Genomic DNA, 23,745 nt, shown 5'->3' with positions numbered 1-23,745 from the left:
ACAAAAAAAGCTCACATTTCTGTGAGCTTTTGTCATGTACCCAGGGCCGGAGTCGAACCGGCACGAGTGTAACCTCATTGGTGTTTGAGACCAACGCGTCTACCAATTCCGCCACCTGGGCATTTCAATTGTTTCCGTTCCTTGCCGAACGGGCTGCAAATATGAAAACAAAAATGATTTCCTACAAACTCATTTTTCGACTTCATGCAATTTTTTTACGCTAAAAGCCTGTGGCTTTTCTGCGAAAAGGGTCTTGGTATAGCTCCATACAGATTTAAAGAGCTCAGAATCACGATACTTGTTTAGTGCTTCCTCGCTTTCCCAATAGCTGTAAGTCATGAAAATATTTTCTTCAGTAAAATCCCTCCACAGCTCCAAATGATGGCATCCCGGAAAATTTCGGATCGCTTTTTTGTTTTTTTCAAAGTTTTCCAGAAATGATGAGACCTCTTCGGGGCGAAAAACCATACGGACGATTCGAGTCAGCATTAGTTTTGGAAATTGATATATACTACACTATCCCGCTTCAAACCGAGCAGATTACCTGCATGGCCGTGATTGATTCCGATTTCCAATAGGTTCAAGCTATTGAAAAAGGCATAGGGATCGCCAAGTTCTACCTGTCCATAGCCTTTTTGGAGGCGTTGGACTGATTCTCTGCCGAATTGAATGGTGAATTTGCCTGGATTGAGCTTTTCAAATACATCCCGCTGAATATTGGTGATCAGATTTCCATAGCGATCGATTCGGATCACATGGCCCAAAATGTGTTCCCGCGTAGCTTTGGCCTGTCGGGACATGAGCTTGCGGAAGCCCTTTAGCGGACCTCCAAAATCATGGATTGCAGCTCCACTAGCCACTTTTGCTGCGATTGGGGCAAGAATATCCTTGGTTGGAAAGGGAGTGTCCTGCAGGTGAATGTCAGCAAACTGCACCATAATTCCGGGTTCCTGCTCGGTAATCAGACTTAGGATACCATTATTTGGACAGATAAAAATATGGTCCTCAAGTTTGGCTCCCATGTATCCTTGGGTCAAATCTTCCGCAGTATTGATTCCTACAAGGTGAACAGTGCCTTTGGGAAATTCACGAAAAACGGACTTCAGCAAAAAAGCAGCATGCTCGATCTCAAAAGGCTCGATGTGATGACAAATATCAATGATATTCAACTGTGGATTAATGGAAAGCATTTTGGCTTTGACAGCCGGTACGTAATAATCTTGGTCCCCGAAATCTGAGAGGAAAGTAACCAATGCCATAAGAGCAAGTCTATTAAAATTGTGTAATTTTGTTTGTAAGGGGTCGAACAAAAATAGAAATTTTCTTCTTTTGCCCTTGTGGCTTATCAAAATCAAAAATCAGTTTGGTCGAAAAAGTAATTACATTAGAACATATCCCGTTGCCTGAATTTTTGGGTGCTGCCAATGAAAACATCAGGCAACTTTCACAGGCTTTTCCCCAAAGTAAAATCATTTCCAGAGGGAATGAAATCCGTATTCAGGGAGGTGCTCCGGAAATTCTCCGGATTAATGATGTGATCAATTTGCTCTTGGAGCACTTTGACCGATTTGGTCATCTCACTCCCGAAAATGTCAAAGACTACCTCGATATGGAGGGGATACCTTTCGCAGAAGCCAGTAGAGATCAGGTGATTGTCTTTGGGAACAAAGGACTGGTCATCAAACCCAAGTCTCCCAATCAGCGAAAGCTGGTGGAAGCAGCGGCGAAAAATGATTTGGTTTTTGCCTTGGGACCGGCTGGGACAGGAAAAACCTATATCGCTGTAGCTTTGGCCGTGAGAGCTTTAAAAAATCGGGAGGTCAAGCGAATCATAATCACCCGCCCGGCAGTGGAGGCAGGGGAAAATCTGGGATTTTTGCCTGGAGATTTGCAGGAAAAATTGGACCCCTACCTGAGACCGATTTATGATGCCCTTCAGGACATGGTGCCACCCGAAAAACTCAAGTATTATCAAGAAACCCGGGTGATTGAGATTGCGCCTTTGGCCTACATGAGAGGAAGAACGCTCCACGATGCTTTTGTACTCCTGGATGAGGCTCAAAATACCACAAGTGAGCAGATCAAGATGTTTTTGACCCGAATGGGGCCTAATTCCAAGGTGATTATCACCGGGGACCAAACTCAGGTGGATTTGCCGGTACGCCAGAAATCCGGCCTATCCGAGGCATTAAGGATTCTCAAAGAGGTCAAGGGAATTGGTATTGTCAATCTAAGTGGAAAAGATGTCATCCGACACAAACTGGTGAAAGCGATAATCGAGGCCTACGAAAAAAATCAGGAGGAAAAAGATCAGCTGCGTCATGAGTCTCAGGGTCGAAAAAATCTTTGATACCTCCGTATTTGAAGAAGCCGTCAAAATCCGCGAACTGGTATTTGTAATTGAGCAGAAAGTAAGCAAAGCAGACGAGTATGATCAGTTTGAAGAAAGTTCGACTCATTTTCTCGCTAGATTAGACGGGAAACCAGTGGGGACGGCAAGATGGAGATTTACCGAGAATGGAATCAAGCTCGAGAGGTTTGCCGTGCTGAAGGAGGCTCGTGGAAAGGGAGTGGGGAAAGCTTTGGTCGAAGCTGTATTGAAGGATATCAGCTTGGATACAAATTCTAACGGAAAAGTAAAGTATCTTCATGCTCAATTAGATGCAATTCCACTTTACTCAAAATTCGGATTCAAAAAAGTAGGTGAAATGTTTGAAGAATGCCGCATTCAGCACTTCAAAATGCAATTGGCCTAATCCTTGTCGTATTTAGTTAACAAATTTTGAACAAATGAAAAAAATTTTCCTTTCTCTCCTTTTTGTGGGAATGACTGTCAGCATGGTCAATGCCCAGCAGGTGATTTCATCCTCCTCTTCTTCCAATCCCAACTTGGGTAATTTTGAAAATGAGGTAAAAATCAATTTCCTCAATTTGATCCTTTTGGGGTCTTTCGAGGTAGGTTACGAGCGTTTTTTGAGCGAAAATCATTCACTCGATCTTCAGCTCCATATCAATGACCGTTTTGGATACAACAGTCAGGGCAATGGTAAAAATTACAAAACCAACGCTGTACAGGCAGGCATGAATTTTTACTTTGGTGATAATTCCAACGGAAGATTTCATCTCTATCCGTTTATGAAGTTCCGGTTTGGGGACTTTGAGGAGCCGGGTGATGGAGGAGTAGTGATTACAGACATGACGGCTTTCATTTTTGGTGCAGGTGTGGGGTATAAATTTGAAGTTTCCGAACAATTTGCCTTTGGACCCTATGTTAGTGTTGCCAGAAATTTCAGCGAAGCAGTGAATGATAAATTCGCCTCAATTGAACTCAATGGAGGCTTTAGCCTTGGATATCGATTCTAAGATCAATGAATCGATAGGAAAAGAGCCCGCTAGGGTTCTTTTTTTTGCCTAATTTTTATAAATTAAAGCTTTAATTTTTCAGATCATGAGATTTGGCGACTTTCCATTTTTACGCTATCTGCCCTTTTTGATAGCCGGAATTCTTCTCGGAAAGATTTTGCCGTTTCAGTTACTTTTTGCTCCAGCCCTTGTCCTATTGGAATCAATTTGGGTGGTTTATTTGATTTTCCTCTTTAAGAAAAACAGTGGATTTCGTCCCCCTTTTGCGCTTTTAGCCTATATCCAATTGATTTTGACCGGCTTTGCTCTTTCTCTTTGGAATCAAAAGTCCAATCCAGAACCTTTAAATTCATTTTCTCCTGAAGTCCTCGGCTACTTGGCAGAGGCTCAAAAATTTGATGCTGATAAGCCCAGTTCCCGGGAAAATCTGATGCGGATTCTTGCAATCAGGGACTCGAGCGGCTGGAAAAAGGGAGAAGGAAAGGTATTGGTCTACCATCAGGATACCGTTCGGATAAGTCCGGGTGACTTGGTTTTTATTTCCAAAACTCCAGAAATGATTGAACCTCCTGAATTTCCCAATGAGTTTGATTACCGGGACTTCTTGGCCAAAAAAGGAATCAATTATCGACAGTTTATCGGGAAGAACTTCAAGATTTTGGACGCTTTGCCGATTGGTTCCGGAAGATTTGCCAAGGATCGACTCAGGGACTCTTTTTCTCAGTTGATAAAAACCAAAGTTTCCTCGGCTTCTTCTCAGCAGATCGCTCAGGCCCTTCTTTTGGGACAAAAAGAAAACCTGGATAAAACCCTGCGGAATTCTTATGCAGAGACTGGAACCATGCATATTCTGGCCGTTTCAGGCCTGCATGTCGGGATCATTTATTTGGTTTTGCTTTTCCCTCTTCGCCTTATAAAGCTCAAAGGAAAACCCGAGAAAATGTATTTGATTGCTGTGATTGCGATTATCTGGATTTATGCGGCATTGACTGGCCTTTCTCCCTCAGTGGTCCGGGCTTCTACAATGTTTTCCCTGTTTTCGGTAGGGCAAATGAGGCAGCGGAGACCATCGATCTGGAATATTCTGGCTTTTTCTGCCATGATCATGATCGCTTGGGATCCTGATGTGCTGTTTGAAATCGGCTTTCAGCTTTCCTATGCCGCTGTAGCGGGGATTGTGGGTTTACAACCCCTGATTGTGAGATGGTGGCTTCCTCCCAACCGGATTTTAGAGTACTTCTGGCAATTGGCGGCGGTGAGTATAGCCGCCCAGTTGGCAACTTTTCCTCTTTCTGTATACTACTTTCATTTATTCCCCACCTATTTTCTTTTCGCCAATCTTTTGGTAGTACCCTTGGCTTTTCTGATCATGGCTGTTGGGTTGCCTTTCTTAGCTTTTGGCTGGATCGAGGGAATAGGAGAGGTGTTGGGTTGGACGATTGATCAATTGATCCGAATTCAGATTTGGGTGGCTGAGGGATTCCAAAGTTTTCCTATTGGGAGCTTTGACCGACTCACCATCTCCATTTCCGGAATGCTCTTGGTTTGGATGGTTCTTTTGATTTGGGGGAATTGGGAATGGGGAGACCGAAGGAAGTTAACCGCACTTTTAATTTTTGCTTGGGCTTTTTGGATTGCTGATGGATTGGTCCTCGAATGGAGCAAGCCTTCCAGGTCTCTGTGGGTTTTTTCAGGGAAAAAAGGGCTTCTTTTCGAACTGCAATCCGGAAGCCAAACCTTGGTTTGGAATCAAAGCTTTCCTCCGGATCAGCTTGGCTTTGCTATCGATCCCAATCGTATTCAAGAAGGAAGAAGTTGCTATCCGGGATCTTTGAAAACAACCCATATAGATTCAATTTTTAGTGTTCCCGGATATGGTTTTTCTTTTTCTCCTGATCAAAAAAGGATTTTCTGGAATGGGGAAAAGCCTAGATCGATTCGCTATTTTAAAGGAATGGAAGAGAAATCAGATCAGATATCCACTGGCAGTTCCTTTGAAGAAAGTAGCTTTCAGGTGATTTTCTGAATTCTTTTTTGACCTTGGCATTTTCTGCCCCAACTTTATCCGAATAACCCAAATAGAATGGAAAAATTAGTACTTGCAGAGGTAAAAGACCGCATAGGTTGGGTCACGCTCAATCGCCCTGAGAAAAGAAATGCGATGAGTCCGGAGCTGATTGCATCGCTGTCAGGGGTACTGGATGAATTTGCAGCCAATACGGAGGTAAAAGTGGTGGTGCTGAAAGCTGAAGGAAAAGCTTTCTGTGCCGGAGCAGATTTGGATTACATCCGACAATTGCAAAATTTCAATTACAAACAAAACCTGGAAGACAGTCAAAAACTTCTCGAGCTGTTTTCTAATATTTATGAATATCCCAAGCCGGTGATTGCTCAGGTTCAGGGTCATGCTTTAGCAGGGGGTTGTGGTCTGGTCACGGTATGTGATTTTGCTTTTTCGGCCCCTGAGTCCCTTTTTGGATACACTGAGGTGAAAATCGGCTTTATTCCCGCCTTGGTTTCAGTGTTTCTTGCTGAGCAGATCGGGCAGGCCAAAGCAACGGAACTCTTGCTTTCCGGTGAATTGATTTCTGCTCAGAAAGCTGCGGAACTGGGGCTGATCTCTCAAGTGGTTTTGGAGGACTCTTTGGGAAAATTCACCGAGGATTTTGCTCAAAAGTTGATAGAATCCAATTCCGGTCTAGCCATGAAAGAAACTAAGCGTCTTCTTAGATCCCTTGGAAAGAAACAAAGGGATGAAGCGCTGAACGCCGCAGCAGAGGCCAATGCAAAGGCTCGTGCCAGTGAAGATTGTGTCCAGGGAATAGCCGCCTTTTTGTCTAAAACCAAGCCCAATTGGTAAGTGGAAGATCAACTGAGTCATATTCTCAAGCAGGTTTTTGGATTTGAGGACTTTCGTCCGGTCCAAAAGCAGGTGATTGACTCGGTTATTTCCACTCGGGACACCTTGGCCATTTTGCCTACCGGAGGTGGAAAAAGTCTATGTTATCAGATTCCGGGATTGGCTAGACCGGGGATTTGTCTGGTCGTCTCTCCCTTGATTGCCCTGATGAAAGATCAGGTAGACAACCTGAAAGCAAAAGGAATCAAAGCGGCAGCGATATTTTCAGGGATGAGCAGCAGAGAAATTGATACCACGCTGGATAATTGCATCTATGGAGACTACAAGTTTCTGTACGTTTCTCCCGAACGATTGAAAACCGAGCTGTTCATCGAGCGATTCAAGCAGATGAATGTCAATCTGATTGCTGTCGACGAAGCGCACTGTATTTCTCAATGGGGCTATGATTTTCGCCCCAGCTATCTGGAAATTGCCAAAATCCGGGCCTATCATCCCCGAGTCCAAGTCCTTGCACTTACCGCCTCAGCGACCCCTGAGGTAGCTAGGGATATTCAGGAAAAGCTGGAAATGAATTCCCCGAAGGTAATTCAGCAGAGTTTTGCACGAAAAAATCTCAGTTACAGTGTCCGGCAAGTGGAAAACAAACTGGAGAAAGGAGTGGAGATTCTGAACAAGATTCCCGGCACGGCGATTTGGTATGTGCGAAATAGGCAGGGTACCCATCAGATAGCAAAAAGTCTTCAACAGCTCGGAATCTCCGCTTCCCCGTATCATGCCGGCCTTTCCAATGAAGAACGTTCGTCCAGACAGGAGGCATGGAAAAAAAATCAAATCAGGGTGATGGTCAGTACCAATGCTTTTGGAATGGGCATTGACAAACCGGATGTTCGGGTGGTTTTGCATAGTGATCTGCCGGAAAATCTGGAAAACTACTACCAAGAAGCCGGACGGGCAGGGAGGGATGGGGCCAAAGCCTTTGCCGTGCTGATGGCAAATGAACAGGATTTTGAACAGGTGATGAATCGATCGGCTCTAGTCTATCCGCCGATCGAATACCTTCGGAAGGTCTATCAGTGCTTGGCCAATTATTTTCAGTTGGCAGTTGGCACCAATCTGATGAGCAGTTTTGATTTTGTGATTTCGGATTTTTGTGACACCTACCAGTTGGGGGTTTTGGAGACCTTTTATGCGCTTAAAGTACTCGAAGAGGAGGGATTTATTGAGCTGAGTGAGAGTTTTTATGTCCCCTCCAGGATTCATTTTTTGGTCAATCCTACCCGGCTTTATGAAGTTCAGATTGCCCATGCCAAGCTTGATCCGGTCATCAAAGTGCTCCTGAGGACTTACGGTGGTAATCTTTTTTCCGAATACCTCAAAATTCAGGAAAACAAATTGGCCAAAGTGCTTGAGATGAAGGAATCCGAGCTAGTCAAAGCTTTGCGTCAGCTCCACCAAATGGAAGTGCTGGACTACGATCAGAAAAAGGATCAGCCCCAACTCACTTTTCTGACTCAGCGATACGACGCGGGCAAGCTTCCGCTCAATTTTCAGCGAATCCAAGCTCGAAAGGAGCTCACTATGGAGAAAGCCAAAAGTATGGTGGAATATGCCCATCAGGGCAGAATATGCAGATCAAGATTTATTCAGGGTTATTTTGGGGAGTCAAGCACAGCAGATTGTGGGATTTGTGATGTTTGTCTTTCAAAGAAAAAAGCCAAGATTCCCGAAAAAGTAGAAGATTGGCTCACTGAGAAAATTTTGGAAACTTTAGCTCAAGGCGGTGAGTTAAGTGAAAGTGATCTTTTGGAAAAGATCAATAAACCCGCTACTCCTCCTCATCTCCAACTTGTCCGTCAATTGATCGATCAGGGAAAGATCACCAAAACCAAGGAGGGAAAACTGAAATTGATCAATCATGGCTAATTTCCTCGATGATTTATTCAAGAAACTTTTCAAGCCTTCGGAAAATACCCCGATGAAGGTGAAGGAAAACTTTGTCATCCAAGAGGAAGATCAAAAAGATCTGGATGAGTGGATGGAGTCTGCCGAGTGCCAGCGGTTTTTTGATCTGATATTCAGAAACTATCATTTCAAGCGAACCCAAATCAACGAAAGACCACAAGTTCACATTATGCAGTCTCCCTATGCCAACGGATTTGCGGTGACCTACGATGAACCCTTCGATTTTCAATCCTTTTCCAGGATTTTCTTGGCTTTTAGCCGTCGTATTTTAGCTTTGGGATATCATCAGGTCAGTTTGGATCGAAAATTTGAAGAAATCAACGAACAGGTAAAGGTGACTGAGAAATTTTATTTCAAACCGCCTTTGCAAGTGCCCAAAGAAGGGGAGTTGATTTCTCAGCTTTTTGGAAATGTGGCCTTGGAAAAAGTCTCGATTGACAATCAACCCAGCTATATCAAATGCCTGGCGACGGTATATTCCGATCGCCTGTACCAGGATGCCGGCTCCTTCGATCAGCTGTTGGATGGCATCTTCAAAAAAAACAACAATGGATAGACTCAGTCTGAGAAATCAACTTCAGGTATACAGAACACCCTACGAGGAAGAATCCCCCTTTATTGCCGATTTTCTGGAATTGACCCAAGACCCCTTGGCTTACAAAAGAGAAAGGCTGGCGGGCCACTTTACTGCATCTGCCTGGATTGTCAATAAGAAACGAACCCATACACTTTTAACCCTGCATCGCAAGTTGGGCCGATGGTTGCAATTGGGAGGCCATGCCGATGGAAACGAGAATCTGATCGAGGTGGCGATGAAAGAAGCACAAGAAGAAAGCGGTCTTCGAAGCCTGCGTTTGGTGGATTCCACCATATTCGATCTGGATAAGCATATCATCCTGGAGCGTCCCCACGTGCCCGAGCATTTTCATTTCGATGTTCGCTATCTGTTGGAAGCGGATATTCAGGAGCCCTTGCAGATTTCTGAGGAGAGCATTTCTTTGGCTTGGATCGCTTTTGACTCGGTAGTGGACATGATCGGATACAATCCCTCCATATTGAGGATGTTGGAAAAGACAAGCAAATCAGAAATATTACTTTAATGCCTCAGGTTAATCCCGCAGAAATCCGCTCTGCTTTTTCTTTTTCAAAGCCCATCCAAGTCCGCTTTTCCGATATTGACGGATATCTCCATGTGAATAATGGCATCTATTTTAGCTATTTTGAGCATGCACGGGCGGTATTTCTCTATGAAGCCTGTGGCTGGAACGTGCTGACTGTGGGGACTGTGGTCGGTCGGGTAGAGATTGATTACCTTCGTCCCATCCATATGGAAGATCAGGTGGAGGCCTTGGTCAAATGCACCCGGGTTGGAAATTCCTCCTTTGACTTGGATCAATACCTGGTGGGAAAAAATGCCGCCGGGGAAGAATTGGTCTTCGCAAAATGCAAATGCGTTTTGGTCTCTGTGGATATGAAAACCATGAAACCGGTACCGGTTCCTCCCGAATACCGAACCAAATTGGAGCACTCCTAAGCCCAATTGCCTATCTTTGCGCAAAAATTACCCTCCCGTGAGAAAAATCTGGTTGATTACATTGCTTTTTGCAGGCCTGTTTGCATGCAGCCCAAGTGAAGATGAATTGATGCAAAAAGGCCTGGAAAACATGGATTCCCAAGCTTGGTCAGATGCCGTTCGCATATTTGACCAATTGCTGGAAAAAAATCCTACCAATGCCACCGCACTTAATGCCAAGGGAGTTGCGCTTTTCCAACAAGGAAAAATTCAGGAAGCGATTCCTGTTTTTGACCAAGCCATCACGGCTGATTCGACCAGTTACAAGCCTTGGTTTAATCGGGGAAATGCCAAAATGGAGCTGGAGAAATACAAGGAAGCCCTAGCCGATTTCAATATTGCTAGTGCCTTGGACGCCAGTCAGACGGATATTTTTTTCAACAGGGGTACCGCTCTGCTGAATATGGAGGAATACGAAGACGCGCTCTTGGATTTTCAGGCTGTGCTGGAGTCAGACCCCAATCAAGCGGATGCACATTTTCGAAAGGCAAAGGCTGAATTGGGCTTGAACGACCCTCTCCACGGACTGGAGTCGCTCACCAACACCGTCAATCTGGACCCGAAAAACGCCGAGGCTTACTACCTTTTGGGAGTGACCCGTATGAGTGCTTTGGGACAGAAAAGCGAAGGTTGTGCTGATCTGAAAATGGCTCTTTCTTTGGGCTATACCCAAGCGGAAACCTGGATCAAAGACTTCTGCGAAGACTAAGCCATGGCTGAAATCGGAAAGGATATTGCTCTGGCTCAATCTTTTTTGAAGAATGGGCAGCTCGTAGGTATTCCCACCGAGACTGTCTATGGTCTTGCCGGCAATGCCTTGAATCCTGAATCAGTTGCTTTGATTTTTGAGACAAAAAATCGCCCCAGTTTTGATCCGCTGATCTTACACACCTCTTCTTTGAATAGAGTAGAGGATTTTGTTATGGATTTTCCGGAAAGGCTGAAAAAACTTGCGGATTCCTTTTGGCCTGGGCCACTGACCTTGCTTCTGCCGAGAAAGCCCATTGTGCCTGATTTGGTAACCTCGGGATTGGAGCGGGTAGCTGTTCGGGTGCCCAAGCATCCCCTGACCTTGACTTTGCTGGAATCTCTTGATTTCCCTTTAGCTGCTCCCAGTGCCAATCCTTTTGGCTACATCAGTCCGACCACTCCTGCCCATGTAGAGGCTCAATTGGGAGATAAGATTCCTTACATACTTGATGGAGGGGCTTGCGAAGTAGGCTTGGAAAGTACGATAGTGGGTTTGGAAGGAGATGACGTGGTGATCTATCGATTGGGAGGATTGGATATTTCAGAAATTGAAAAGCAAATCGGTCCCATAAAAGTGAAAGACCATAGTTCCAGCAATCCTTCCGCCCCGGGTCAGCTGGAGAGCCATTATGCGCCGAGAAAGCCCTTTCTACTGGGGGATTTGGAAAAGCTCATTTCTGAAAAGAAAGAAGAAAGAGCATTGTTTGGGGTGCTGAGTTTTTCAAAGCATTTTCCCGGAGTAGAAAATCAGTTCATTTTGAGTGAAAAAGCTAGTCTTCAAGAAGCCGCCAAAAATCTTTTTGCAGCTATGCGTAGTTTAGATCAAAGCAACGCCGAAATAATCTTAGCAGAGCTGATGCCGGAAACAGGATTGGGAAGAGCAATCAATGACCGGTTGAGAAGAGCTGCAGTCAAATAACTTCGAAGTATAATTTCGATGTCTTCCTCAAAAGACAAATTTTTCAATCTTTCAATTTTTGAATCTTCCAATCATCCTATCCATTCAATCGATTACGGAATCCCAAGCCAAAGAATTAGCAAATTGATCATGGGCAAAGGGCAAGATTTGCATGAAATTGGCTTAAATTCAAACTCTTTTTAAAAGATAAAATTGAAAAACCATTAAACTAATCTTATGAGTTCAACCGTAAATAATGTCGATAGCCTGAGTTTTGCAGGGAAGAAAGCGCTCGTTCGAGTGGATTTCAATGTACCTCTGGATGAGAATTTCGCTGTCACTGACGATACCCGTATTCAGGCTGCAATCCCCACGATCAAGAAAATTTTGAAAGATGGAGGATCTGCTATTTTGATGTCTCACTTGGGTAGGCCCAAAGGTGGACCGGAGGATAAATATTCCTTGAAGCACATTGTGTCGGCAGTGGAAGCAGCTTTGGGACAAAAGATCAAGTTTGCAGGAGATTGTATTGGAGAAGAAGCGGTTAAGTTGGCGGCTGGTTTGGGATCGGGAGAGGTACTTTTGCTGGAAAACCTCCGCTTTTACAAAGAAGAGGAAAAAGGAGACAAGGACTTTGCAGGCAAATTGGCTAAACTAGGAGATGTCTATGTAAATGATGCCTTTGGTACAGCCCATCGGGCGCATGCATCCACAGCGGTGATTGCTGAGTTTTTCAAAGATAAGGTGGCAGGCTACCTCATGGAGTCCGAGTTGACCAATGCCGATAAGGTATTGGATAAAGCCGAAAGACCTTATACTGCTGTAATGGGAGGAGCCAAGATTGCAGACAAAATCCTGATAATTGAGCGTCTATTGGACAAAGTGGACAATCTGATTATCGGAGGTGGAATGTCTTACACTTTTGCCAAAGCCAAAGGTGGCCAAATCGGAACATCCCTTCTAGAAGCCGATAAAATGGATTATGTCCTCGAACTGATGGAAAAAGCCAAAGCAAAAGGAGTGAATTTAATTTTGCCGGTAGATACAGTCATTGCGGATGCCTTTGCCAATGATGCCAACCAAGACTTGGTAAGTAGCGGAGAGGTTCCAGATGGCTGGATGGGCTTAGATATCGGACCAAAGACCAGAGAGCTTTTCGGCAAAACCATATTGGAATCCAAAACTATCCTTTGGAATGGTCCAATGGGGGTTTTTGAAATGGAATCTTTCAACAAAGGAACAATTGCAATCGCTGAGTATGTGGCTCAGGCAACTCAAAAAGGAGCTTTCTCCCTGATCGGAGGAGGTGACTCAGCCGCTGCAGTGAATAAGTTTGGATTCACGGATCAGGTTTCCTATGTGTCCACCGGTGGAGGAGCTTTGCTGGAGCACATGGAAGGAAAAGTACTTCCTGGAGTAGCTGCTTTGGCAGAGTAATAAAAAATTTTATTCAACAGCGAAGAGGCTGTCTAAAAAGTGAAGTTTGTCACATTGAGCCTTAAATATTTCGCGAACATACAAAAAGGAAATGACGGGTAATTTGCCTTGGAGTAGGGTCATTGTCACTTTGAGCGGAGTCGAAACGTCCTCGACTCCGCTCGGACTGACTCAGGCTCCGTCCTTTTAATTCAAACTGTCATTGGTAGCACTTGAGTGACGAGAGTTTCGAAATCGAAGAGTCAGGCTGACAACGAAACGATTTAAGAGATAACATCTTAATTTTTTTGACACCAAAAGCCTCTCCAAAAGGGCAAACTTTGGAAAAGCTTAGGGTCAGAAATTCAACTCCACCATCACCGGAAAATGATCCGATGGGTATTTTTTTCCATAATTATCCGTCAAGATTCCATGGCGGAGAACCTCGATTTTCCCGGAAACGAAAATATGGTCGATAATTCCATCCGGCATTTTTTCCCAGTCAAAACCGGTAAATGTCCCTTTTGGACCGTAAGAAGGTATTTTTGAAATCAGACGGGCATCCTTCCAGTTGGTATTGGAAACGATGGTTTCATAGGCGGGATTGTCCGGAGTTACATTGAAGTCTCCCATCCAGATGACCGGAAGATTTTCGGTATTGATTTTTTGAATTTGTAAAGCGACTAGTTTACTGCTTTCCTCTCTAGCCAGCTGTCCGATATGGTCGTAGTGAATATTGAAGACATAAAACCTAGCCCCATCCTTACTTTTAAACCTTCCCCAAGTGCAAATCCGATTTAAGGATGCATCCCAACCTTTGCTTGGTTTTTCTGGAGTGGAAGAAAGCCAAAAAGTCCCCGAATCTTCCAATTGATATAAATCGGGGTCATAGTGAATCGGTGAAAACTCGCCTTTTTCCATGCCATCATCCCGGCCTACTCCGATGGATTGGTATCCCAAGCCTTCATTGATTTGCCTCAATTGATGAACCAAGGTTTCTTGAGTTCCAAAAAGCCCAATCTGATGAAACTGAATTAAATGAATGACATGGGGTGCCCGGTCTTTCCAAAGATTGCCCTCATCGTTGGGGTTGTCCCAGCGGATATTAAAGGTGGCAAAACGGTGGGTTTGAGCTGAAACAGGTCCCACTAACAAGAGGGAAAGTAATCCCACTAGCAGCGAGTGGATTAGGTTGGCTTTTGAGGTCATGATGAACTTATTCGTGTAAAAAGGCTTATTGATCTAGAAAACACATGCTATTTTAAAAGTATGAAAACCATTGATCCCAACGAACTCAAAACCCAAGATTTGCAGGCCATTTTGCAAGGGGCAGTAGCTCCTCGGCCGATTGCCTTTGCCAGTACGGTGGATTTGGAAGGAAATGTAAACCTCAGTCCGTTCAGTTTTTTCAATCTTTTCAGTGCCAATCCTCCGATTCTGGTTTTTTCTCCCAGCAGGAGAGTCCGTGACAATACCACTAAACATACCTTGGAAAATGTACTGGAAGTGCCAGAGGTAGTGATTCACGTCGTAGGGTTTGACCAGGTTGAGCAGATGTCTCTGGCCAGTACAGAATATCCTAAGGGGGTCAATGAATTTGAAAAGGCGGGACTGACAGCTGTTAAATCCGACTTGATTACTCCTCCTCGGGTCAAAGAGTCCCCGGTAGCTTTTGAGTGCCGGGTGAATGAGGTCAAACCCCTAGGTGATCAAGGAGGGGCCGGGAATTTGGTAATCTGTGAGATTCTCAGAATTCATCTGGATGAAAGGATTCTGGATGAGCATGGGGCTATAGATCCACACATTCTAGCACCTGTCGCCCGATTGGGAGGAAGTTGGTATTCCAGAATTACGCCGGATTCCCTTTTTCAAATCCCTAAACCCTTAACCAAGCTTGGAATCGGGGTGGACCAGATTCCCGAGGAAATCAGAAAAAGTCCTGTACTGACCGGAAACAATCTGGGACGCTTAGGAAATGTGGAACATTTACCCTCCCGAGAAGAAGTGGAGCAACTTTCCCGATCTTCAGAAGTTGAGGAAATGCGGATTCGATTCCAAAATGACCAAGATTCATGGACGGATCATTTGCACCGCTGGGCAAAAATGGAATTAGAAGCCGGAAATGTAGATAAGGCTTGGATGATTCTCCTTCAAAAGCCGTAAAAGTAAAACCCCTCAAATTCCGGAATTTGAGGGGTTTTTTTGGTTTAGAATACTTTGATTTACTTGATGGTAATATCTTGTGGCATCCGAACTTGCACTCCCTGATAGTGCTTGATTTTCTGGATTTTTTGATAAAGCGGATATTGGTCTCCAAGGTATACCTGAAGAAGTTTTGCCTGGACATTGTCGGAGAATGAGGTCATGAATTCCTCAAACCAAGGCTTTTGCTCAGGATAAAATACCACCCTGTAATCATCTCCTGCGTCGATTTTGGCAGCGGCAATTTCAATAGCCGTATCCAATCCACCCAAAACATCCACCAAGCCTCTGGCTTTGGCCTGATTTCCTGTCCAAACGCGTCCTGAGGCTACTTTCTTAACAGAATCAGGATGCATTCCCCGGCCTTCAGCCACTCTGGAAATAAAGGTTTCATATCCTTCTTCTATCGAGGATTGGATGATCATGCGCTCTACTTCGGTGGTTGGTCGGCCCGGATTCATAAAGTCAGAGAGCTCACCAGTAGCAACGACATCTGTGGTGATGCCCAACTTGTCGTTGATCAGTTCCTGGACATTAAACCACAAGCCAAAAATACCAATAGAACCCGTGATAGTATTGGGTTGAGCTACGATCGTGTCTGCTGGGGCTGAGATGTAATATCCCCCTGATGCGGCCACTTCTCCCATGGATGCAATTACCGGCTTCACTTTCTTGGCTTCGGTCAGCTCTCTCCAAATCACATCTGAGGCTAGAATAGATCCACCTGGTGAGTTGACACGAAGTACGATGGCTTTGATATTGTCGTCTTTGCGTGCTTTTCGGATTTCTTTGGCAAACTTCTCCGAGCTGATTACTCCCTCTGCGCTTCCACCGACAATTTCTCCTTCGGCAATGATGACGGCGATTCGATTTTTGGAGGTGATATTTTTTGACTTGGCCAAAGACGCCAAATCAGTAGCATTAATTCTGGAGATGTCTGCATCTTCCTCCAATCCCAGCTTTTCTCTCAGCTTAGCATGCGCTTGATCCTCGTAGAGCAACTCGGTAGCCAAGCCATAGGTCACTGCATCCGCAGGCTTTCTTACCAGCATTTGGGAATTGATTCTCATCAGGCTATCCGGCGTCATTTTCAGACTGCTCGCAATGAGATTCACAGCATGGGCATTGATGTCATCCAGAAAATATTGGGTCTGAAGTCTGTTTTCCGGGCTCATTTTGTCCAAAATGAAAGGCTCAACAGCACTTTTGAACTCACCCACACGGAAAACCTCAGGCTGGATTCCCACTTTTTCGAAGAAGCCTTTTAGAAAAATAGATTCGGAAGCGAGTCCGTTGAAGTCAATGCCTCCTAAGGGATTGAGGTAGATTTCGTCAGCTACAGAGGCCAAAAAGTAACCTCCTTCTCCGTAGGCTTCGTCATAGGCAATGATGAATTTTCCGGATTCTTTGAAATCAAGAAGTGCTTCTCTCAGGTCCAATAATCCCGCCTGTCCGGCCAAAATCAACCCGGTGTTGAGATAAATTCCCTTGATATTATCATTGGTTTTTGCTTCTGCGATTGCCTTCTTCAAATTGATCAAACCCGCATTCATTTGATTTCCGAAAGGGTTTCCGAGGCCACCAAAATCGAAGTCATTATCTGTGGTTCTTTCTACCAGCACCCTGCCATTGAGATTCAGGTGCAAAACTGTGTTTTCCTTCACTTTGACCTCTTTTTCGGAAGAGGAGGCAATGATCCCAATGATCCCAAAAAGGACGAGAAAACTGAGAATCGAAAAGACAAAAAGACCGATGATGACGGCCAATACGTTACCTAGAAATTTCATTTTTTATACTTTGTTTTTTTCTTTCTTTTTCAAATCCAATTTACTACAACTACAAAAGCAAATTAGTTTTGTGCAGTCTATTGGAATTTTAATTTGCCCAAAATTAACTCAAATTGGGCCGTGATTACAATCACCGAAGTGATAAGCGATGCAAACAGAGGTTGTGTTATGTTTAGGAGGGAACAAAGGTGACCGGGAAAAGTTGCTTTTTCGGGCAATTGAGTGTTTGAATGATCATTTCCAGCTCCTTCGGGTTTCCAAAATCTATGAAACAGCGGCTTGGGGAGGAGTGGCAAAGGGGGATTTTTTAAATCAGTTGGCCATAATCTCCACCGGACTCGTTCCTGAAGATGTTTTGGATATCCTCCAAGAAATTGAGCGGGATTTGGGGAGAAAACGGGAAGATCCCTGGGGCGACCGAACCATGGATATTGACATCCTGTATTACGGAGATCGAAAGATTGAAAATGAGAGACTCTCCGTGCCTCATCCTTTTATTGCCGATCGGAGATTTGTGCTAGTCCCCTTGGCAGAGCTTCTTCCTCACTTTAGAGATCCTCTATTAGGTAAAACTCCCCTGGAAATGCTTCAGGAATGTGGTGACCCCAGCGAGGTGAAGCTTTATAAAAAATAAATCCCGCTTGAAAGGCGGGATTCTTTTTTGATTACAGGCCTGACACTTCGGCTTCAGGATGGATTTTTTTGACCAGCCCTTGGAGAACCTTTCCCGGTCCGCATTCTACAAATTGGGTGGCTCCGTCTTTTACCATGTTTTGTACTGATTGAGTCCATTTGACAGGAGCAGTAAGCTGAGCGATGAGATTCTGCTTGATGGTCGCCACGTCGGAGACTGCTGTCGTACTTACATTTTGATAGACCGGACAGGATGGGGTATGAAATTCAGTTGCTTCAATCGCTTTTTGGAGTTTTTCACGGGCAGGTTCCATAAGGGGAGAGTGAAAAGCTCCTCCCACAGGAAGAGGGAGTGCCCGCTTGGCTCCTGCAGCTTTCATTCGTTCGCAGGCGATTTCAATTCCTTTGTTAGTGCCTGAGATGACCAGCTGCCCGGGGCAGTTGTAATTGGCCGGAACGACTATTTCTTCTACCTCCGAACAGATTTCCTCTACCTTTTCGTCAGCCAGTCCGAGGATAGCAGCCATGGTGGAGGGGTTGATTTCGCAGGCTTCCTGCATGGCCAATGCTCGCTGATAAACGAGTTTGAGGCCGTCTTCGAAGGAAAGGGTGCCATTGGCAACTAGGGCTGAAAACTCCCCCAAGGAATGTCCGGCGACCATGTCCGGAGCAAAATCAGGAGTGGTTTTGGCCAAAATAACCGAATGCAAAAAGATAGCAGGTTGGGTCACTTTGGTCTGTTTTAGCTCTTCGTCTGTTCCATCAAACATGATGTCGGAGATCCGAAACCCCAGGATTTCGTTGGCCTGCTCAAAGAGCGCTTTGGCTTCTGGGTTTTCCTCATAAAGTGATTTTCCCATCCCTGAGAATTGGGCGCCTTGACCCGGAAAAACAAATGCTTTCATGTGTTTTTGTTAACGATTTTAACCCTCACCTAAAATCTAAATAAGTGTCTAGAGCTCCATGAACTTGGCTTATCCCTTGGGCTAGATTTCACTGGGAAGGGTAGGTTTAAGGGGCAAATATAGGCGATTTTACTTCCTCCACCCATTACATCAGCTGATCGACCAGCTTGAAGTGGTCATGGATGATGGCTTTATTGTTTTCTCCCAGCCATCGGATAAAGGCTTTGATAGCAGGGGGGTGATTTTTTTGCTTTAGCCAAATCAGCTTCCAATCAGCAAGGAGAGGAAGTCCTTCAAATTCCAGAATCTCAATCCGCTTGTCATAAATCTCCTGATGCATGGAAAAAATAGAGAGGACTGAAACTCCCAATCCAGCCATTACGGCCTGCTTTACAGCCTCATTGGTTGCCAATTCCAGTTTGCTTTCCAATTGAATGTCTTTCTCGTTGAAAAAGGCCTCCATTTTTGTCCGGGTTCCGGATCCTTTTTCCCGGAGGACAAAGGGGATTTTGTGCCAGTTTCCTTCATTGATTTCTTTTTGATACAGCTCTTTTTTCTCCGGGGAACAGGCGAGGTACCATTTATTTTCGGCAATGGTGATGCTCTCCAAATCCATGTCCTCTGGCCATACAGAAACCAAAGCCAAGTCTGTGGTATTTTCCTGTAGATGGGATAGTACCGTAAACCGGTTGGACACTTCCAAGCTGATTTCTACATGAGGATGGATTTTCATGAAATCGGCCATCAGGTAGGGTACTAAATATTTTCCGGTGGAAACGGATGAGATTCTCATTTTTCCTCCCAAAAGGCCCTTCAGCTCCAGCATTCGTTGTTGAATCTGTTCCAATTCCGAAAAAATCCGATCAGCAGTATCCACCAACTCTTGACCAAATTCAGTGATATGGATTTTTTTTCCGATGATCTCTGTCAGCGGGACATCAAACTGTTCCTGTAGATTTTTGAGCTGAATGGATACACCAGGCTGAGTAAGGTTCATCACCTTGGCTGCTTTGGTGATGCTCTGATGCTTGGCTACAATCTGAAAGGCCCGAAGTTGTTGGAGAGAAAAATTCATAAATTATTTTAATTTAAAAACCATTACGTATTGAAATTTATTATGGTTTGTTTTTTTTAAAAAATTCTCGCCTGATATTTGGGCCATGGATTTTCAAATTTTGATTAACAACCTCACGAATCCGAGTTTGCTCTTTTTCGTTTTGGGGATTTTGGCGGTGAGGTTCAAAAGCGATCTGGAAATACCCGGCAGCAGTGCCAAGTTTATCGCGCTATATCTGATGCTTTCGATAGGATTCAAAGGTGGGCAGGAATTATCCCACAGTGAGTTTGATTCGGGGATTCTTTGGGCTTTGGTCTTCGGCTTGTTTCTATCTGCTTCTATTCCTTTTTATACTTTTTTTATTCTTAAGAAAAAACTAGGAGTCGCCAATGCTTCTGCAATCTCGGCTTCCTACGGCTCCATTTCTGCGGTGACTTTTGTGGCGGCAGTAGCCTTTTTGGACGCACAGGGCACTACCTTCGGAGGGCATATGGTAGCGGTAATGGCTTTGATGGAAGCTCCTGCAATTATCTCAGGGGTGATCTTGCTAAGGAAATATTCCGAACAAAAACCAGAAGGCGGGCTGAAAAAAATCATCATTCATGCTTTTACCAATGGTTCCGTATTGCTGATTTTGGGAAGCTTGGTGATTGGCTTGATCGCAGATGAAAAGCAGGCAGAGGGAATCAAGCCCTTTGTGACGGATATTTTCAAGGGGTTTTTGGCTGTATTTCTTTTGGATATGGGAATCAACAGTGGGCGAAAGCTAAAGGCCTTTTTCAAAACCGGCTATTTTTCTACCGTATTTGCCATAGTCATTCCCTTAATCAATGGCTGTGCAGTTGCATTTTTGACTCATTGGATTGCACCAGGGGTAGGGGATCGGTTGATTTTCTCTATTCTGGCTGCTTCGGCCTCCTACATTGCAGTACCTGCGGCTATGAAGCTGGCCAATCCGGAGGCTGACGAAGGATTGTACGTTCCCATGGCTTTGGCCATTACTTTCCCTTTCAACATTACTTTGGGTATGCCGATTTATTGGATGATTATCCAAGCTTTTTGAAAAAAATCAGCTGATGAATTTTGCTTTTTCTTCAGGTGAGGGAAGTCGGCAGGTGTTTTTTTTACCAAACCATCGGTATCGATTCTTTCCTATCCAATCGTAAATGGGGTCACGGAAAAAGGAAGGAATGAAGATCAAGGGATATAGCAAAGGCCAAAGTCCGGAAAGGTGTTTGGCAATCTTGAGGGCTCCTGTACTTCTGAAGTACGCCTTATCTCCTTCGATCAAAACCAAAGAATCCAGATAATCTCCTGTGATTTGGAGCTTTTCAAGTAAGGATTTCCCTGCTTCACTTTGCAATGCCCCAACCAAAAAACGATTGTTTTTGTCTCGTTTTAGGATGAAATCGATTGAGGTATTGCAAAGATTACAGACTCCGTCAAAGAGAATGACTGATCTGCCTTCGATCATCTCAGGATTTGAATGGTGCCTTTCAATTCTCGCTCTCGGCGACTTGGATCCAAAACATCAAAGAATACCTTCCCGGAGTAGAAATAGGTTCCAGCCGGCAGATCGTTTCCATTGGAATCTCTTCCATCCCAGCGAATGAAGATATCATTTTCATTGCTTTCTAAGCTATTGTACCGGAATACCTCCGCTCCCCATCGATTGACGATGAAGATTTCTACTCCCGTAACAAATCTAGGACAAGCGGAGAAGGGATTATCAAAGGCGATAAAGGTATCGTTGTTTCCGTCTCCATTCGGAGTGAATGCATTGGGTAGGTTATATACAGGACAATTGTCTACGCAGACCACATTGCTAGGCTCACTTTCGTTGCCCGATCTATCCACTGCGGTGATATAATAGCAGCCTCGATAGTTAGGAAGATTGGTAAGGGTGGCATTAAGAGTGAGGTTGGAATATTCGCCCACCAGATTGAATACCCCTTCTTCTCCGTCTGGAGTGAAATACAAGCGATAGCCGCTGAGTTCATCATCACAATTTCCTGAGAAATCCGGTTCCCAGCTCAGTTCATGCTCGAAGGTATTGGAATTGCAGGGCTGTTCTGCAACGTAGGCGGAGCATTCAGGACCTTCGAAAGTAAGCACCGGAGGACATGGAAGCCTATCGTCATCCGGTTTGGCACAGATGATTTGTGACTTGTTTTCCAAGGGGTAGGTGATTCTGTCCACATTGTAACTTCCCTTGGTCACTACGAAATAGCAGTATTCTGTGTCTCTGTCCAAGGGCATCCCGTTAAATCGTCCATCATCCAAGTAGGAAAAACCTTGAGTGGTGACGTCTACTTCCGCAATTTTTTCAAAGGTATCCTCATCCGTTGCTTCCGGATCGGTTCTGTTTCTCCAAACCTCGTGAGGGAATTGGGCTACCTGATTGTTCCAAGGCACCTGAAAGGTCCAATTCAGTTCGATGGCCTGATTGATTATTGTCGGTTCCAGCCTGACTGAAGATGCGGACGAGGAGGTGTCTATTTTTATGTTTTGATCCAAGAGCACTACCCGGTAATTGTAAACGAGGTTTTCAGTATTCAGTCCGGTGTCGGTAAATAAGGTGTCGGAAGTGATCCCCAAGCTGACTTGATTCTGATTTCCTTCAAATCCATCACTCCTGAGCAATTCATAGGTGTAAGGTCCCGGAAACTGAGTCACATCGATATCATAGGGAGGAGTCCATTTGACAAAAACCTCCCCATCGGTTTCATCGGTTTCTTCCACACTAACATTGGTAATGATGGGGACATCCACATCGATTGTGATGCAAATTTCTTCAGAGACTACACTGAGGCCTGATCTAGGCACTGGAAATGCAGCTACCAATCGGTAGCAATAAGTATTTCCGGGGGCGAGCCCCTCTCCTCCATTGAGATCTTTGAACTTGAAGGTGTTCATGTCGGTAATACCGACAAGCTCATATCCCGGACGAATCCCTGTTTCACAGGAATCTGGCTGATAGGGATCTGAGTTGATTCTTCTCCAAACCTGCATTTCCTGTGCAGTAGCCGCACAGGTGTAGGGATCCCACGAGAGTTCAGCTGTTCTGCCTGGCATTTGTTCAATTTGGTCCCATACCGGTGGAGGACCGATTACTTTGATTCTCCAAGTTTTGATATCTACGAGCTTGGGCCCCGATCGAGGCTGATCTGTGATTCTCACTCTCACATCGTATTCTCTTTCTCTCACATGGCTGCAGACCGTCTGCCAGGTGAAATTGACAATTCCAGGCTGAGGTTGGAACATACTTTCAGGAGAATAGGTGGCTGGGGATGTATTGATCTCCATCGGTTCTCCAAAAACTTCAATTTTGATCGGGTCTCCATCCGGATCCTGACCCTGGATTATTTCTTCGATCAAGGTACCGGCCACAACACAGAGATCAGGGGGCAAGATCAGTTCGGGACGCCGGTTGTTGGAGTTTTCGATGATGATCTGCATGTCCCGCACCACGTAACCGATCTGTTCAAATTTCCCGTTGATTTTTCTCCACTCGATGATTCGAAAGGCAACGTTGAATTGACCGGCTGTGCCCGGAGCATCCCAAATCAAATCTCCAAATACCGGATCTATTCCGAAAAGTGCCGGAGTGGCACCTGATTCCTGCCGTGTACTGAATTCGGGTACATTGGGATCACGGTAGTTGTTTACTTCTCTTTGGAAAGCCTGCTTGGGGATGTCTAGCGCATAGGATAGGCTGTCTCCATCTGGGTCATAGGCTCCCGGATTATGAATATAGCGCACGTTTACCGCTCCATTGTCTACCGGGGGAATGGTGAGAATTGGTGAATTATTTACTCCGATAAATGGGTCGATGTTGATCTCGGTCTCCACATAAAAAGGAGTGTCCACCGAATTGTCCATGTTCAGGGTCAGATCATTTCTGTTGAATTCCTGAAACCTGATTTTGTATTTTCCAGGTCCTTGAAACGTGTGCTCGATGACGAAGGTATTCTTTTCGATCAAGTCACCTACATCTTCCACGAAGGAAAAGCTACTTTCTGTATTCAACTGCACTTCCCTACCGTCTCCAAAATTGATTGTGCCTGGACCGAAGACTACACTGGACCGGGTGTCTGTATAGCCTACCACGGTAATTTTGTAGGTTAAACTTTGTACGGAAATCCGCTCTGCAATGATCTCACCTGCCCTGATGTGGGTGGCAAAAGACTCATGGATCATCCCAAGCAGAAATAGGAAAAATGTGAAAATCGAAAGTTTAAGCTTCATGTGGGTTTGCTTTGGTCTTTGTTTGTGAAAAACGCCGTTACAGCAGTAAAAGTTACTTCATATAACGGAGTAATTTTTCATTTCTTCTGAT

23 protein-coding genes and 1 tRNA gene are annotated in these 23,745 nt (G+C 44.7%); 15 read left to right on the top strand and 9 right to left on the bottom strand.

Features of this window, described 5'->3' with window-relative positions:
- Positions 1-37: 37 nt before the first annotated feature.
- The 3 genes from AAA943_RS14970 to AAA943_RS14960 form a co-directional block, all read right to left on the bottom strand.
- Positions 38-121, bottom strand: a tRNA-Leu gene (locus AAA943_RS14970).
- 68 nt (positions 122-189) lie between these two features.
- On the bottom strand, positions 190-489 hold the full coding sequence (locus tag AAA943_RS14965) for a putative quinol monooxygenase (RefSeq protein ID WP_338225076.1): 300 nt from the start codon (positions 487-489) through the stop codon (positions 190-192).
- Positions 489-1,259 (bottom strand): SAM hydrolase/SAM-dependent halogenase family protein, encoded by a 771-nt coding sequence (locus tag AAA943_RS14960; RefSeq protein WP_338225075.1) that lies wholly within the window; start codon positions 1,257-1,259, stop codon positions 489-491. Before AAA943_RS14960 ends, AAA943_RS14965 begins: the two co-directional genes overlap by 1 nt.
- 104 nt (positions 1,260-1,363) lie before the next feature.
- Here AAA943_RS14960 and AAA943_RS14955 point away from each other — a divergent pair, with 104 nt between their 5' ends.
- From AAA943_RS14955 to AAA943_RS14900, 12 genes are all read left to right on the top strand, one after another.
- Positions 1,364-2,350 carry a PhoH family protein gene (locus AAA943_RS14955; RefSeq protein WP_338225074.1) on the top strand — a complete coding sequence of 329 codons (987 nt, stop codon included), beginning with the start codon at positions 1,364-1,366 and terminating at the stop codon, positions 2,348-2,350.
- Positions 2,322-2,756, top strand: a complete 435-nt coding sequence (locus AAA943_RS14950) for a GNAT family N-acetyltransferase (RefSeq protein ID WP_338225073.1) — start codon at positions 2,322-2,324, stop codon at positions 2,754-2,756. Before AAA943_RS14955 ends, AAA943_RS14950 begins: the two co-directional genes overlap by 29 nt.
- Positions 2,757-2,790: 34 nt before the next feature.
- Positions 2,791-3,363: a DUF3575 domain-containing protein gene (locus tag AAA943_RS14945; RefSeq protein ID WP_338225072.1), complete on the top strand. Its 573-nt coding sequence runs from the start codon at positions 2,791-2,793 to the stop codon at positions 3,361-3,363.
- A gap of 85 nt (positions 3,364-3,448) precedes the next feature.
- Positions 3,449-5,389, top strand: coding sequence for a ComEC/Rec2 family competence protein (locus AAA943_RS14940; RefSeq protein WP_338225071.1), 1,941 nt, complete (start codon positions 3,449-3,451; stop codon positions 5,387-5,389).
- Between the two features lie 57 nt (positions 5,390-5,446).
- On the top strand, positions 5,447-6,223 hold the full coding sequence (locus AAA943_RS14935; RefSeq protein ID WP_338225070.1) for an enoyl-CoA hydratase/isomerase family protein: 777 nt from the start codon (positions 5,447-5,449) through the stop codon (positions 6,221-6,223).
- Positions 6,224-8,146, top strand: a complete 1,923-nt coding sequence (locus AAA943_RS14930) for a RecQ family ATP-dependent DNA helicase (RefSeq protein ID WP_338225069.1) — start codon at positions 6,224-6,226, stop codon at positions 8,144-8,146.
- Positions 8,139-8,741 carry a hypothetical protein gene (locus tag AAA943_RS14925; RefSeq protein ID WP_338219925.1) on the top strand — a complete coding sequence of 201 codons (603 nt, stop codon included), beginning with the start codon at positions 8,139-8,141 and terminating at the stop codon, positions 8,739-8,741. Before AAA943_RS14930 ends, AAA943_RS14925 begins: the two co-directional genes overlap by 8 nt.
- Positions 8,734-9,285, top strand: coding sequence for an NUDIX hydrolase (locus AAA943_RS14920; protein WP_338225068.1), 552 nt, complete (start codon positions 8,734-8,736; stop codon positions 9,283-9,285). The genes AAA943_RS14925 and AAA943_RS14920 overlap by 8 nt, the downstream gene beginning before the upstream one ends.
- Positions 9,285-9,719 (top strand): acyl-CoA thioesterase, encoded by a 435-nt coding sequence (locus AAA943_RS14915; RefSeq protein ID WP_338225067.1) that lies wholly within the window; start codon positions 9,285-9,287, stop codon positions 9,717-9,719. The genes AAA943_RS14920 and AAA943_RS14915 overlap by 1 nt, the downstream gene beginning before the upstream one ends.
- Before the next feature lie 37 nt (positions 9,720-9,756).
- Positions 9,757-10,467 (top strand): tetratricopeptide repeat protein, encoded by a 711-nt coding sequence (locus AAA943_RS14910; protein WP_338225066.1) that lies wholly within the window; start codon positions 9,757-9,759, stop codon positions 10,465-10,467.
- 3 nt (positions 10,468-10,470) lie between these two features.
- Positions 10,471-11,427 (top strand): L-threonylcarbamoyladenylate synthase, encoded by a 957-nt coding sequence (locus AAA943_RS14905; RefSeq protein WP_338225065.1) that lies wholly within the window; start codon positions 10,471-10,473, stop codon positions 11,425-11,427.
- Positions 11,428-11,643: 216 nt separating this feature from the next.
- Positions 11,644-12,843, top strand: a complete 1,200-nt coding sequence (locus tag AAA943_RS14900) for a phosphoglycerate kinase (protein ID WP_338225064.1) — start codon at positions 11,644-11,646, stop codon at positions 12,841-12,843.
- A gap of 336 nt (positions 12,844-13,179) precedes the next feature.
- On the opposite strand, the gene AAA943_RS14895 is transcribed toward AAA943_RS14900, so the two are convergent.
- Positions 13,180-14,031 (bottom strand): endonuclease/exonuclease/phosphatase family protein, encoded by an 852-nt coding sequence (locus AAA943_RS14895; RefSeq protein ID WP_338225063.1) that lies wholly within the window; start codon positions 14,029-14,031, stop codon positions 13,180-13,182.
- A gap of 60 nt (positions 14,032-14,091) precedes the next feature.
- Between AAA943_RS14895 and AAA943_RS14890 the strand changes: the two genes are divergently transcribed.
- Positions 14,092-14,985, top strand: a complete 894-nt coding sequence (locus AAA943_RS14890) for a flavin reductase family protein (protein WP_338225062.1) — start codon at positions 14,092-14,094, stop codon at positions 14,983-14,985.
- 59 nt (positions 14,986-15,044) lie between these two features.
- Here AAA943_RS14890 and sppA read toward each other — a convergent pair whose 3' ends face one another.
- The gene (sppA, locus tag AAA943_RS14885; protein WP_338225061.1) at positions 15,045-16,811 is read right to left on the bottom strand and encodes a signal peptide peptidase SppA; all 1,767 of its coding nucleotides are present in this window, start codon (positions 16,809-16,811) and stop codon (positions 15,045-15,047) included.
- A 148-nt stretch (positions 16,812-16,959) separates the two neighbouring features.
- Between sppA and folK the strand changes: the two genes are divergently transcribed.
- Positions 16,960-17,445, top strand: a complete 486-nt coding sequence (folK, locus tag AAA943_RS14880) for a 2-amino-4-hydroxy-6-hydroxymethyldihydropteridine diphosphokinase (protein WP_338225060.1) — start codon at positions 16,960-16,962, stop codon at positions 17,443-17,445.
- 31 nt (positions 17,446-17,476) lie between these two features.
- On the opposite strand, the gene fabD is transcribed toward folK, so the two are convergent.
- Together fabD and AAA943_RS14870 are read right to left on the bottom strand one after the other, a co-directional pair.
- On the bottom strand, positions 17,477-18,349 hold the full coding sequence (fabD, locus tag AAA943_RS14875; protein ID WP_338225059.1) for an ACP S-malonyltransferase: 873 nt from the start codon (positions 18,347-18,349) through the stop codon (positions 17,477-17,479).
- Positions 18,350-18,494: 145 nt separating this feature from the next.
- Positions 18,495-19,424, bottom strand: coding sequence for a LysR family transcriptional regulator (locus tag AAA943_RS14870; protein WP_338225058.1), 930 nt, complete (start codon positions 19,422-19,424; stop codon positions 18,495-18,497).
- An 85-nt stretch (positions 19,425-19,509) separates the two neighbouring features.
- Between AAA943_RS14870 and AAA943_RS14865 the strand changes: the two genes are divergently transcribed.
- Positions 19,510-20,469: a sodium-dependent bicarbonate transport family permease gene (locus AAA943_RS14865; RefSeq protein ID WP_338225057.1), complete on the top strand. Its 960-nt coding sequence runs from the start codon at positions 19,510-19,512 to the stop codon at positions 20,467-20,469.
- A 6-nt stretch (positions 20,470-20,475) separates the two neighbouring features.
- Here AAA943_RS14865 and AAA943_RS14860 read toward each other — a convergent pair whose 3' ends face one another.
- Positions 20,476-20,880 (bottom strand): thiol-disulfide oxidoreductase DCC family protein, encoded by a 405-nt coding sequence (locus tag AAA943_RS14860; RefSeq protein WP_338225056.1) that lies wholly within the window; start codon positions 20,878-20,880, stop codon positions 20,476-20,478.
- A complete protein-coding gene (locus tag AAA943_RS14855; RefSeq protein ID WP_338225055.1) occupies positions 20,877-23,654 on the bottom strand; it encodes a T9SS type B sorting domain-containing protein in 2,778 nt (925 codons plus the stop codon). The genes AAA943_RS14860 and AAA943_RS14855 overlap by 4 nt, the downstream gene beginning before the upstream one ends.
- Positions 23,655-23,745 lie beyond the last annotated feature (91 nt).

Origin of the sequence: Algoriphagus confluentis (assembly GCF_036245625.1) — a bacterium.
GTDB lineage: Bacteria > Bacteroidota > Bacteroidia > Cytophagales > Cyclobacteriaceae > Algoriphagus > Algoriphagus confluentis.
This window is presented reverse-complemented; position numbering and strand designations above follow the sequence as displayed.